At 65.4% G+C, this 13,579-nt stretch carries 6 protein-coding genes; all 6 read left to right on the top strand.

Features of this window, described 5'->3' with window-relative positions; all coding sequences use genetic code 11:
- Positions 1-36 precede the first annotated feature (36 nt).
- The 6 genes from DAD99_RS02435 to DAD99_RS02410 all read left to right on the top strand — a co-directional run bounded on the left by DAD99_RS02435 (position 37) and on the right by DAD99_RS02410 (position 13,579).
- The gene (locus tag DAD99_RS02435; RefSeq protein ID WP_193340196.1) at positions 37-6,165 is read left to right on the top strand and encodes an Ig-like domain-containing protein; all 6,129 of its coding nucleotides are present in this window, start codon (positions 37-39) and stop codon (positions 6,163-6,165) included.
- 67 nt (positions 6,166-6,232) lie between these two features.
- Positions 6,233-7,204 carry a MoxR family ATPase gene (locus tag DAD99_RS02430; RefSeq protein ID WP_193340195.1) on the top strand — a complete coding sequence of 324 codons (972 nt, stop codon included), beginning with the start codon at positions 6,233-6,235 and terminating at the stop codon, positions 7,202-7,204.
- A gap of 54 nt (positions 7,205-7,258) precedes the next feature.
- Complete coding sequence (locus DAD99_RS02425) at positions 7,259-8,590, top strand: DUF58 domain-containing protein (RefSeq protein WP_193340194.1); 1,332 nt, start codon at positions 7,259-7,261, stop codon at positions 8,588-8,590.
- On the top strand, positions 8,587-11,187 hold the full coding sequence (locus tag DAD99_RS02420) for a transglutaminase domain-containing protein (RefSeq protein ID WP_227007552.1): 2,601 nt from the start codon (positions 8,587-8,589) through the stop codon (positions 11,185-11,187). Before DAD99_RS02425 ends, DAD99_RS02420 begins: the two co-directional genes overlap by 4 nt.
- A 218-nt stretch (positions 11,188-11,405) precedes the next feature.
- Complete coding sequence (locus DAD99_RS02415) at positions 11,406-12,680, top strand: RDD family protein (protein ID WP_227007551.1); 1,275 nt, start codon at positions 11,406-11,408, stop codon at positions 12,678-12,680.
- Positions 12,677-13,579, top strand: a complete 903-nt coding sequence (locus tag DAD99_RS02410) for a PP2C family serine/threonine-protein phosphatase (RefSeq protein ID WP_193340192.1) — start codon at positions 12,677-12,679, stop codon at positions 13,577-13,579. Before DAD99_RS02415 ends, DAD99_RS02410 begins: the two co-directional genes overlap by 4 nt.

The following is a 13,579-nucleotide window of genomic DNA, read 5'->3' as shown; positions in this document are numbered from 1 at the left end:
ACGGGGCAGCCACACAATTGAGGGAATAGTAACGCTGTGACATCACTGCTGGGGAAGTTCGGTCTCAAGAAACGCCACAATAAGATCGTGACGGGTTCGGCCCTTGCCGCGGCCGCCGCCGTGTTGGTCGCCGGCGCGATCATTTATCCGGGGTTCAAGACCACTGAGGTGGAGTTGAACGACGGCGGTGTGTGGGTAGTCAGTAAGTCCAAGAATGCGGTGGGGCGGCTGAATTATCCGTCGCGCGTACTTGATGGTGCCGTCACGCCGGCGAGTACTACTTTCGATATTCTCCAGAACTCCGGGGATGTGTTTGTGGATGATGAGACGGGTTCAACGCTGAACCAGGTTTCTCCTGCGAATATGCGCCTGGGCGGGGACAAGCAGTTGCCGGGTTCGGCGGATGTGAGCTTCGGCGCCAGCGTGATCTCGGTGACGGACGCGGCATCCGGCAAGGTCTGGGCCGTCTCGCCGACCACCGTTAACGGTTTTGACCAGGAAGCATCCGAACCTGTGATGGTCGGTTCCGAAGGTCTGGTCTCCGCGGTTGGCGCCGATGACCGGATCTACAGTGCCGACCCCAAATCTGGCGCGGTGACTGTAACGGCGGTGGACGCGAACGGCGAAGTCGTGTCCAGCGATTCCAGTACGTGGGGTGAGTTGAAGGGCGCTGGTGATCTGCAGATCACGGTGGTGGGGGATAAACCGGTGGTGTTGGATGCTGCTGCGGGGAAGTTGTTCCTGCCCGGTGGTAAGCGGTTGCAGTTGGACAATGCGCGGGATGCGAAGCTGCAGCAGGGCGGTCCGGCGAGTGATTTTGTGGCGGTTTCGACGCAGAAGGCGTTGTTGAAGCAGCCGTTGGATGGTTCGACGGCGAAGACGGTGGCCTTTGATGGTGAGGGTGTGCCGGCGGCTCCGGTGCAGCTGGCCGGGTGTGTGCACGCTGCGTGGTCCGGGGCGAACAAGTACGTCCGGGACTGTGTCAATGATGCTGATGATAAGAACGTTGATGTGCCTAAGGCGAGTGCGTCGCCGTCGTATGTTTTCCGGGTGAACCGGGACCTGGTGGTCCTGAACGATGTGAATTCCGGGAATGTGTGGCTGGTGAACCAGAACATGCAGCTCGTGAACAACTGGGACGATGTGGTTCCGCCAAAAAACGAATCCGACGAGCAGGACCAGGAATCGGCGGACAACAGCACCGTCAACGTCCTGCCGGACCGTACCAAACCCAACCGGCCGCCGGAAACCAAACCTGACACCCTGGGCGTTCGCCCGGGACGGACCACCATCCTCAGCGTCCTGGACAACGATTCGGATCCCGACGGCGACGTCCTGACCGCCGCGGTCGGCACTTCAGGGCCCGAAGCCGGAACGCTGGAAAGCATCTACGGCGGCACCGCATTCCAGATCTCCGTTCCCGCGGACGCCAGGCCAGGCGCCGAGACATTCAGCTACAACGCCGCGGACGGGCGGGGACTTTCAGCCGGCGGACAGGTCACCCTCAAAGTGGTGGGACCTGATGAGAATAAGGCGCCTGTCTTCAAGCGCGGGGGAGACTCCACCACCATGCTGGTGGAACAGGGCAAAACCGTCAGCCAGAACATCCTCACCGACTGGGTGGATCCCGACGGCGACGACCTCGTCCTGCTGGACGCCAAGGCAGACAACGACCAGGACCAAGTCAAAGTCCGCCGGGACGGGCTGCTCACGTTCCAGGACTCCGGCGCCACCGCCGGCAAGAAAAATGTCCAAGTCACCATCTGGGACGGCCGGGCAACTGTCACCGGCAAAGTTGTAGTGAACGTCCAGCCGCCGGGTGCCCTGGCACCGGTGGTCAACGCCGATCACGTCACTGCCGTCGTGGGCCAGGACCTGGTGATCGCGCCCCTGAAAAACGACGTCGATCCCAACGGCGGAGCCCTCCGCCTGGCACAGGTGGAGGCCAACGGTCCTGCCGAACTCGGCCCCGTCACCGACGGCGGCACGTTCACGTTCCGGAGCACCACTCCAGGACCCGTCTACCTGACCTACATCGCCAGCAACGGCCCGCAAAGCAGCCAGGGCCTGATCCGGGTTGACGTGGACTCCGGCAAGGACGCCGGTGACCCCGTGGCCGTCCATGACGTTGCGCTTATGCCCACCGGAGGCAGCGTGCTGCTGGATCCGCTGGCCAACGACTCCGATCCTTCCGGTGGCGTGCTGGTGCTGCAGTCCGTGAAACTCCCGGACAACATCACGGCCTCGGTCAGCGTGATCGACCACAGCGTCCTTCGCATCACCGATGTGCTGGGCACCAAGGACCCGTTCCTTTTTGAATACACCATGTCCAACGGCAAGAAATCAGCCACCGGCAGCGTCTCGGTGGTCCCGGTCCCGGCTCCCGCCGTCGTTGAGGCGCCCCAGCCCAAACCCGACGAAGTGAACGTCCGGGTCAACGACGTCGTCACCATCCCGGTGCTAAACAACGACACGCACCCGCAGGGCCTGGAGCTGAGTGTGGACCCCGTGCTGCCGCAGGCCGTGGAAGCAGTAGACGGCAAGAGCTTCGTCTCGGAAAACACCCTGCGCTTTATCGCCGGCCCGCAGCCCAAGACAGTGCGGGCCATTTACAACGCCGTGGACCCGCAGGGCCAGAAGAGCGCCGCCGCCGTCACCATCCACATCCTTCCCTTGGAAGGCGCGGAGAACTCGCGGCCCCAGCCCCAGAATCTGACCGCCCGTGTGGTTGCCGCGGGAACGGTGCGCATTCCCGTCCCGCTGGACGGCATCGATCCCGACGGTGACTCCGTGCAGCTGACCGGGATCGACAGCACTCCCGCCATGGGAACCGCCACCGTGGGCAGCAACTTCATCGACTTCACCGCAGCCGGCGACGGCGCCGGAACCGACACCTTCCGCTACAAGGTGGTGGACCGCCAAGGTGCCGTCAACACCGGAACCGTGACCGTCGGCATCGCCCCGCGTGGCGAAACGAACCAGAACCCCACCCCCGTCGATGACGAGGTCAAGGTCCGGCCGGGACGGCAGATCGCCGTCGACGCCACCGGCAACGACACCGATCCCGACGGCGACATCATCCGCATCCTCACAGACGGTATCGAGGCTGACGATGCCCTCCAGGCCACCGTCAGCAAGACAAGCGGCCGCATCATCCTGACTGCTCCCGGCGCTGCCGGGACTGTCAACGTCCGCTACACCATCGCCGACGACCGCGACGCCACCGCCCAAGCCACCATCCGCGTGGTGGTGGACAACGAGGTTCCGCTCAAGGCACCCATTGCCCGCGACGACCGCGTCACTTCGGCCCAGGCGATGGGCAAAACTGCCGTGGACGTGCCGGTCCTCAAGAACGATGAAGACCCCGACGGTGTCGGCGAGAACCTCAAACTCAGTACCGAGTCACTCACCGCACGCCCGGGGCCCGACGGGACCATGCTCGTGGACCTGACCGAACAGCCGCAGCTGATCCCGTACACCGTCGAGGACGTGGACGGCCAGAAGTCCACCGCCATCATCTGGGCGCCGGGGCTGGGGCAGCAGGTTCCCACCCTTGCCAAGGACGAGGTTATTGAAGTCATTGCCGGCCAATCCGTGAACGTTGATCTCAAGGAATGGGTCAAGGTCCGGGAAGGCCGCACGCCGCGGTTGACCCAGACGGACCGGATCAAACTCATCGGGTCGGATGGCAGCAACCCGGTTTCCGGTGACGGAACGGCACTGAAGTACACGGCCGGCGTTGACTACGTAGGCCCGGGCTCGCTGAGCTTTGAGGTTACCGACGGCACCGCCGTCGACGATCTTGCCGGGCTGAAATCCACTCTGAGCATCCGCACGAAGGTGCTGCCTGACCCCAACCGGAACAACCCGCCGGAACTCCTGGGCGCGAACGTTGACGTGCCGAAGGGCGAGTCTGCGGACCTGGACCTGGGCAAACTGACCTCTGACCCGGACCGGGACGATCTGGAGAACATGAAGTACGAACTGGTCGGCGGCAGCCCGGCCAGTTTCAACGCCAGGATCGATGGCAAGGTGCTCAAGACATCCGTGGACGGCGCCACTGCCACCGGCACTACCGGTGCGGTCCAGGTGAAGGCCAAGGACTCCCGCGGGCTGGAGGCAACGGCTACCTTCCAGCTGGCCGTCACGGCCTCCAACCGGCCCAAGCCAGTGGCGAACGATGACCTGGAGCCCAATGCGGCTGCGGGCAAACCCGTTACCGTGAAGGTCCTTGCCAACGACGCAAACCCCTTCCCCGAGACCGCATTGAAGATTATTTCCGTATCAACCGAGACTGGCCAGGGGGGCGCCGCCGTGTCCGGGGACTCGGTGACGGTGACGCCATCGGCCGGCTTCACCGGGACCATGATCGTTGCTTACACGGTGGCGGATAAGACCGGCGACGACTCACGGAACGCAACTGCCCGCATCCGGTTGACGGTCAAGGACAAACCGCTGGCTCCGGCCACCCCGCAGGCCCAGAGTGTAGGAGACAGGACGGCGCTGTTGAACTGGTCGGCCCCGGCTGACCGCGGATCACCGATCGCCAAGTACACGGTCTACGGCGGATCCGGCTTCAGGCAGGACTGCCCCGCAAACACATGCACGCTGACCGGACTGGTCAACAACACGAAGTACAACTTTGAGGTGACCGCCACCAACGAGTTCGGCGAGTCTGACCGCTCGCCCGCCTCAGCCGAAGTCAGACCCGATGTCAAACCAGACGCCCCACTGGCCCCGACGCTGAAGTTCGGCGACAAGCAGCTTTCAGTGAACTGGGTGGCACCGGCCAGCAAGGGATCGCCGGTGAAGTCCTACGACCTGGAGATTTCGCCCCCGCCCGCGGGACAGAACGCCCAGATCCAGAACCTGACTGCGGTCAGCTACGTCTGGAAGGGACTCCAGAACGGGGTGTCCTACAAGGTCCGAGTCCTGGCCAGGAATGATGCCAAGGAACCATCTGAATGGAGCACATACTCCGCAGCTGAAATCCCTGCCGGTGTTCCGGCCACCCCTGCTGCGCCCACTGCCTCCCAGGCTGGGGCCGTGGGCGCGCAAAGCCAGCTCAGGGTCAGCTGGGCCGCGCCGAACAACAACGGTGATGCGGTCTCCTCGTATACCCTCACCACACAGCAGGGCGGGGCAGTCGTAGCCACCCAGACGGTACTTTCAGGCACCACACAGAATGTCACCGTGGACAACTCCGAGACCAACTACACCTTCACCGTTTCCGCCACCAACAAGGCGGGAACCAGCGGGACCAGTGCCCCCTCCGCTGCCATCCGGGCGGCGGGAAAGCCCGGCCAGGTGAGCAGTGGAACGGTGACTGACACAGGAAACAGCGGCCAGCTCCGGGTGACGTTTACGCCGCTGACGCAGGCGCAGCGGAACGGATCAACGGAGACGGAGATCCAGTACAGCTACAACGCGGACGGCAAGTCGGGAAGTATTGTTGCCGGCGGTGGGACCATCGGAGGACTTACCAACGGCCGGGACATCACCGTCACCATTATCGCCACTTCCACCAAGAACAACGTCGCAGGCGACGCCAAGGCCATCGGCACGGGCAACCCGTACGGACCTCCCAATGCGCCCAACGTGGACGGCAGGACCTCGGCCAAGGGCGACGGTCAGGTTCACTGGACCTGGAACAATCCCTCCACCAACGGCCGTCCGCTCAACCATTATGAGGTCAGCATGGACGGCGGCGGCTGGCGGAACGTGGACAAGGCCACCAGTTTCGACGCCGGCGCCGGCGGTTGGAGCAAGAGCCACACCCTTCGGGTCAGGGCGGTTACCGTGGTGGACGGTCCTGTTGGGTCCGCAACCTCAACATCAGGCGCGGACCCCACGCCGCCGCCGGCACCGACGAAGGTCCGTGTCAAAGCCGCTACCAACAACAGCTGCCCCGGCAAACCCGGAGTTCCAGACCGCTTCGGCTACGTGAACGGCAGCCCGGATTGTGGCGGAAACGACGCGAACTGGGTTTCCTACTCGGACGGCTGGATCAATAGCGCCTGCTGGATGAACATCTACGGCTCCAGCGAAACGTCCAACCCGCCCACCTATTACAAGTGGTACCGGATGGACGGCGGTCCCCACCAAGGCTGGTATGTCAAGCTTGCCACCATCGACATCAGCGGCGCGGATGTCGGCAGATGCTGACAGTTCCAGCAGTCCGCCCGAACACCAACACCTGACCAGCACCAAATATTGAAAAGGACTTAACTTCATGACCATGACCACCGAGCAGGCCGAATGGTTTGCAGGCACTTTCGACAAGCTCGTTGCCAACGTGGGACAAGCCGTCCTGGGTAAGGACCATGTCATCCGGCTGACCTTCACCGCGATGCTGGCGGAGGGCCATGTGCTGTTCGAGGATGCTCCCGGCACTGGCAAGACCATGCTGGCCCGGGCCATGGCCGCCACGGTGCAGGGGTCCAATAACCGCATCCAGTTCACCCCCGACCTCCTCCCCTCGGACGTCACGGGCGTGACCATCTACGACCAGAAAACGCAGAAGTTCGAGTTCCACAAGGGACCGATCTTCAACAACATCGTCCTGGCCGACGAGATCAACCGTGCTTCGCCGAAGACCCAGTCGGCCCTGCTGGAGGTCATGGAGGAATCCCGGGTCACCGTGGACGGCGTCACCTACGAGGCCGGCCGGCCGTTTATGGTGATGGCCACCCAGAACCCGATCGAGCAGGCCGGTACGTACCGCCTGCCCGAAGCGCAGCTGGACCGCTTCCTGATCAAGACCTCCATCGGCTACCCGGACCACGCCTCCACGGTCCAGCTGCTCGGTGGCTCGAACCTGAAGGACCGCTCGAAAGAGATCTCCGCAGTGATCACCACCCAGGCCGTGGCGGACATGGCCGACCTCGCTGCCACCGTGCACGTGGACACGGCGGTCCTTGAATACATTTCCCGGCTCTGCGAGGAGACCCGTAGCGCGCCTGAGACCCGGCTGGGCGTCTCCGTGCGTGGCGCCATCGCCATGGTCCGCGCCGCCAAGGTATGGGCCGCGGGGCAGGGACGGAACTTCGTCCTGCCGGACGACATCAAGGAACTGGCGTCCGTTGTGTGGACGCACCGGTTTGTGATGGACGCGGAGGCTGAGTTCTCCGGCGCCACCGCCGAGGCTGTGCTGGCGCGGGTTCTCTCTGACATCGCGGCACCGCAGCAGCGCGCCGCCGTCTGACGCTCCGACGGAGCTCCAGACCACCAACTGACCAGCGCGAACAAAGGCACGTTTATGTCCAGCAGCACTCCGTTGACCCGGCTTGCTGAACGTCTCCGGCAACCCTCCCACCGGAACGGCAGACCCACCAGGTTGCATCCCTCATCCGTCTGGGCCGAAGCCACCGGTACCGCCGCACTCGCCCTCACACCCGCATGGGAGAAGGTCCGCGTCCTGTGGCTGCGCTACGTGTGGCCGGTCCTGTCGGTGGTCAGTGTCCTGGGCTGGTCGGTTCTGGCCGCCTCCATCCTGCTGTGGACCGCCGGCCAGGCCTTCGGTTGGCAAGAGGCCAAAGCCGCGGCCATCGCGGCGTTTGTCCTTTTCCTGATTGCCATCGGGTTCATCCTGGGCCGGTCCTCTTACGGCGTGATCCTGGACCTTGCCCGGACCCGCGTGGCCGTGGGGGACAGTGCGGTCGGAAGCATCGCCGTCTCCAACACCTCGGCCCGGCCCCTGCTGCCGGCCGCCCTGGAACTGCCGGTGGGCAACGCCACCGCGGTCTTCCACCTGCCCAGGATGAAGCCCGCGCAGGTGCACGAGGACCTTTTCACCATTCCAACCGCCCGCCGCGCCGTCATCGTGGTGGGCCCTGTCCGCTCCGTCCGGGCCGACCCCCTGCACCTCCTCCGCCGCCAGGTGCTGTGGACGGAACCGGAGGACCTGTTTGTGCACCCGAAGACGGTGGCCCTGGCCGGTTCCGCCGCCGGATTCATCCGCGACCTCGAGGGCATGCCCACCACTGACCTGTCCAGCGCGGACGTGTCCTTCCATGCCCTCCGTGACTACGTACCGGGCGATGACCGGCGGCACATCCACTGGAAGACCACCGCCCGGACCAACAAGCTGATGGTGCGCCAGTTCGAGGAGACCCGGCGCGCCCACCTGGCCATCTCGCTGTCCATCAACACGGACGAGTACGCGTCAGAGCAGGAATTCGAAATGGCCATCTCCGCGGCTGCCTCGATCGGCCGGCAGGCCATCCGGGAACAGCGCGAACTGGACGTCCTGACCCAAGAGGGGCCGCTACGCTGCGAAACCGGACGGAACATGCTGGACGACATGACGCGGATCGCCGGGGCACCCATGCGCCGGACCGCCGTCGACCTCGCCCGGACCCTGGCCGACACCGTCCCCAACGCGTCCGTGGTCTTTTTTGTTGTCGGCAGCAACGTGACGCCCGCCCAGCTCCGTTCGGCCGCGGCCTCCGTGCCGCTCGGCGTCAGGAGTCTGGCCGTTCGCCTCCAAATCGGTGCCGCCCCGGGCCGCGCGAACATCGCGGACCTGACAGTGCTGACGCTCGGCGACCTCGCTGACCTCGCCATCGTCCTCAGGAAGGCGGCCGCATGAGCTCCGCACCGGATCTCCGGCCGCGCCCGCAGCAGCGGCAGTACGAATCATCGTTCGCCGACGGCCGGCCGGTCTGGCATTTTGTGCTCGACGCCGGCGCCCTCACCGTCCTGCTGGGGTTGGGCCTGCTGGGCTTCAGCCTCAGCTTCGGCGGTGACCCCTACTACTTAGTCTCGGGCTCCGGCGGTATCCTCCTGGGCCTCGGCATCGCCGCCGCCAACGCGCACCTTCGCCTGGGGTTACTGATCACCACGGCCCTCGCACTCGGCGCGTACCTGGTGTTCGGCACGCTCCTCGCAGTCCCGGATGCGGCGATCGCCGGCTTTGTTCCCAGCCTTGACTCCTTGCGGACCCTGCTCCTGGGCGTTGTGTTCGCCTGGAAGGACATGCTCACGGTGGGCGTTCCGGTGGGGTCTGCCGGCGGCGTCCTGATCGTCCCGTTCCTGAGTTCGCTGCTTACTGCATTGGTGGCCGGCATCCTCACATGGCGGCTGAAATCCCCATACTGGCCGCTGCTTCCCGTTCTGGTGCTGTTCGTTACAGGTATCGCGTTCAGCACCAACGCCGCCTTCCTCACGGTGGAACGCGGCATCGGGCTTACCATCATAGGGATCGCCTGGGCCACGTTCCGCCGCGACGCGCTGCGGCGCAGCGACACCCGCAAAGTGTCGGTCAACCGTCCGCAGACCGATGCCGCCACGGCCCAGCGGGCCAAGCTCCGCCGGCTGGGCACCGCAGCCGCCGTGATCGCCGCAAGCGTCGCCATTACTGCGGTGACGGCGCCCCTGGTCACCGCCGGCGGTGACCGGAAGGTCCTGCGCAACGTGGTGGTCCCGCCGTTCGACCCCAAGGACTACATCACACCCCTGGCCAGCTTCCGGACGTTCGTCAAGGACAAAAAAGACGACATCCTGTTTGTAGTCAAAGGACTGCCCCGGGACGGCCGGGTCAGGCTGGGGGCCCTGGATGCCTTCAACGGAACCAACTACAACATGGACCCCCACGGCTCCGGCAGCTTCAGCAAAGTGGGGGACACCGAATCCATTAACACCCTGGCCGACACCTCGGGCATCGTCCCGTCGAATGACTACTCCATTGACATCACCATCGGGGACTACCAGGGCTATTTTGTCCCGGGCGGCCGGAAGACCACCGGCCTGAGCTTTGACCAGAGTGCTTCCGCGGCGGCGTCGGGTCTCTACTTCAACGCTGGCACCGACACCGCTGTGACCACACAGGGCCTTTCCAAAGGCGACACCTACAGCGTCCAGGTGTCCGATCCGGTGAAGCTCGAACACGGCCAGCTGACCCAGTACGACTTCGCGAAGATCACGATGCCGGACGCCGTCGAGGTCCCTCCGGTGGTGGGGTCACAGGCCAACGACCTCTCAGCCGATGCGCCCACCGCGATTGACCGGGTCCGCCAGATCGAGGCACATTTCCAAAAGACGGGTGCCTTCAGCAACGGCCTGGTCGCTGACGGCCAGCTGCCCAGTGTGTCCGGCCACAGCTCGTCGCGGATCAGGAACCTCCTGACCGCCAAGCAGATGCTCGGCGATGACGAGCAGTATGCCGTGTCCATGTCGCTGATGCTCCGCCACCTGGGGATCCCGTCACGGGTGGTCATGGGCTTCTACCCCGATCCGACCAGCCCGGAGAACGGTGCCGGTGAGGTAAAGATCACCGGCAAGGACGTCCACGCCTGGGTTGAGGTGGCGTTCGACCGGGTGGGGTGGGTCAGCTTCGACCCCACGCCTCCCAAGGACAATGTCCCCATCCCGCCGGACCCCGAAAACAAGTCCAAACCCAAGCCGCAGGTGCTGCAGCCGCCGCCCCCGCCGCAGGAACCGGCCGACCTGCCGCCGGACTCCTCGCCGGACGCCCTGGACGCCGACGAAAAGAAGAATAATCCGTGGCTCTTCTGGGGTGCCCTTCTGGGGGCCCTGGGCATTGCCCTGATCCCGCTGTCCATCCTGGCGCTGCCGCTGCTGCTGATCGCGCTCCTGAAATCACGGCGCCGGAAGGCCCGCCTCACCGAGGGGCACCCTGCACAGCGGGTGGGAGGCGGCTGGAACGAGGTGGTGAGCCTCGCCACGGACATGGGTGCCGGCATCGACATGCGTGCAACCCGTCGTGAAAGCGCGGTGGTGCTCGCTGACTCGTTCCCGGCCACCGGTCAGACCACCACCACGCTCGCGCACCGTGCGGATGCCTCCATCTTCGGCGCCGGACAGCCCAGCGAGGAGGAAGTTCAGGAATACTGGACCATCGTGGACGGCTCGCTGAAGGAGATGACCGGGAGTGTAGGGTTCTGGCGGCGCCAGCAGGCCCGCTTCTCGCCCCGGTCGCTGCTGGCCGATGGCCGCAACGCCCTTAAGCTGCGTGGCGCCAGGCTTGGGATAAGTCCGCTGGTGCGTCCTTCCGGCCACGGTTCCACCGGATGGCGGTCCGCCACCGGTAGGGTGGAGACCGGTCCGGACACTGCCCAAAATCCGAATCCGGCAGTTCAGGAAAGCGGAGCCGGGACCGCGGCGTCTCAGCCTGATGAGTCCACCGTTCTCCGGAAACCTGGCAGGAAGAACCCCACTGAATCATGATGAACGAGGCCGAGCGCTGCCAGCGGTGCCAGCAACTGATCCGGGGTGGCGCCACGTTCTGCACGGCATGCGGTGCTCCGCTGCCCAACAGGGCGGCACGCAGCGGACTCACCGTGGACCACGCGCAGCGGGCTGTGATGGACCGTTCGGCGGCGCACGCCAGCCAGAATCCCGGTACTATCCCGGTAGTACAAACGGCTCCAGGGGGAGGAACGGGAATGGCAGCCAATCTTGAGCTTGCTCCGGCCACGGCGGGGAAACGGCTCGGCGCAGCAGTGCTCGACTGGCTGGCCCCCGTCGCGGTGCTGGTGGTGACTTTCGCCATCGGGTTCGCGGGAATCACCCGCACGCAAAGCGGCGGCTTCATCATCTATGACACCGGTTCGCTGGTACTGTTCGGCAGCATCGGCCTGGGGCTGACGCTGGTGTATCTGGTGGTGCTGATGGGCATGGAGGCCCGCTCCGGGAAGACCCTCGGCAACCATGCCATGGGCATCCGCAGCGCTGACAAGGATGGTTACGCCCCCGGCGGCGGAGGAGTGTTCCTGCGCGGCGTCATCACAGGCGCGGGCATCATCCTGGCGCTCCTGGCCGCACTGGCTGTCGTCATCTTCAAATGGTTCGATGTGGCCGTCTTCATCCTCGGCCCGCTGCTGTCGATCGGCGCCGTGTGGGCCGTCCTTGTGGTGGTTTCCAACACGTGGGACCGCAACGGCAGACTCCGCGGCTGGCATGACACCGCCGCCAAAACACTGGTGTTCGACGTCAAGGACGGCCGCAACCCCATCACCTCCGGCGGCATCCAGGGACCGTACAGTTTCGCGCCCCTGGACCTCCCTCCTGTCCAGCACGTCGCCTCGCCAGTCGCGGGGGCAGCAAAGCCGCCCCAGGTTGTGAACGCCCAGGCGCCCGTCGCCCAGCCACCGGTGCAGCCATGGCAGCCGCCGGCCCAACAACCCGTGCAGCCATACGCGCCGCAGCCGTCCGCACAGCCGTCCTTCGCACCCCAGCCGTACGCGCCGCCGCCGTCGTCCGCTCCTTTTCAGACGCCGCACGCGCAGACTGCAGCCCCGGCGGTTCCCACGCCCGCCGCCCAGTCCCATCCCGATGACGACCTCGACCGTACGCAGATGCGCGGCGGCGCAATGTATGCGGCGCCCGTCGCCGTGCTGCGGATAAAGCTCGACGACGGCCGGGACTTCCAGCTCGACCGCAATGTCCTGGTGGGCAGGAACCCCCTGGGCCAGGCAGGGGAGCAGCAGGCCCAGCTGCTGGCGATCAGTGATCCCGGCCGCTCGATCTCCAAGACACACCTCCACCTGCTGACCGACGGTGCCGGCATTTGGGTGACTGACCGGAACTCCACCAACGGCAGCGCCGTCACCACGCCGGACGGCCTGCGCACGCCGCTGCCGCCGGGCGTGCCCGCTTTTGTCAGCCCGGGATCCACTGTCCACTTTGGTGACCGTTCCTTCCACCTAGGACAGGCATGAACTCCCAGCCCGCCAGTGACCCAGCTGACGCAGACCACGGAACCGGCCTCAGCCTCAGTTACGGCTACGGTACGGACCGTGGGCTGCGCCGCGAATTGAACGAGGATTCCTTCATCGCCTCCGACCCCGTCTTCGCCGTGGCAGACGGCATGGGCGGACACGAAGCCGGCGAGATTGCCAGCGGCATGTGCGTGCGCGCCCTCGCTGCCATGCCACAGCTCGCCACCGGGGAGCGGAGTGTCACTGCGGCAGTGCTCCAGCAATACCTGCTCCGCGCCGACAGCTCCATCCGGGAAGTGACCGGCGCCCGGGCCGGGACCACGCTCACCGGCGCCGTAGTGGTGGAACAGATGGGCATGCCGTACTGGCTGGTCATGAACATCGGGGATTCCCGCACCTACCGGCTGAGCCAAGGGCACTTTGAACAAGTCAGCGTGGACCATTCGGAGGTACAGGAACTCGTGGATGCCGGTGAAATCACGCCGGAGCAGGCCACCGTCCATCCCCGCCGCCACGTGGTGACGAGGGCGCTGGGCACCGGGGACGAGATCGAAGCTGACTACTGGCTCCTGCCCGTGGAAGAGGGCGACAGGATCATGGTCTGCTCCGACGGACTCAATGGCGAACTCACGGACGAGCACATCGCCCGGATCCTGGGCACCGTGGGCCACCCGCAGGACGCCGTGGATGCCCTGATCCAGGCTGCGCTCCGCAACGGTGGACGGGACAACGTCACCGTCATTGTGGTGGACGCCAGGAACGTGATGAACGACGGCGGCGTCGCGATCACTGCGCCGCGCCCCGCCTCTGATGCTGCGGAGGAAGTCACACTGCCCCGGGGACAGATTGTTGACGCCAGCCGGCCACCCGGCCAGGACGACGGAAGAGGGGAACGCTGA

Source organism: Pseudarthrobacter sp. AB1, from assembly GCF_014926485.1.
In the GTDB taxonomy this organism is placed as follows: Bacteria; Actinomycetota; Actinomycetes; order Actinomycetales; family Micrococcaceae; genus Arthrobacter.
This window is presented reverse-complemented; position numbering and strand designations above follow the sequence as displayed.

Bases quoted from the DNA above. Each gene is read 5' to 3' on its own strand.
- DAD99_RS02415 (WP_227007551.1), top strand. From the start codon at position 11,406: ATGGCAGCCAATCTTGAGCTTGCTCCGGCCACGGCGGGGAAACGGCTC.
- DAD99_RS02420 (WP_227007552.1), top strand. From the start codon at position 8,587: ATGAGCTCCGCACCGGATCTCCGGCCGCGCCCGCAGCAGCGGCAGTAC.
- DAD99_RS02430 (WP_193340195.1), top strand. From the start codon at position 6,233: ATGACCATGACCACCGAGCAGGCCGAATGGTTTGCAGGCACTTTCGAC.
- DAD99_RS02410 (WP_193340192.1), top strand. From the start codon at position 12,677: ATGAACTCCCAGCCCGCCAGTGACCCAGCTGACGCAGACCACGGAACC.
- DAD99_RS02425 (WP_193340194.1), top strand. From the start codon at position 7,259: ATGTCCAGCAGCACTCCGTTGACCCGGCTTGCTGAACGTCTCCGGCAA.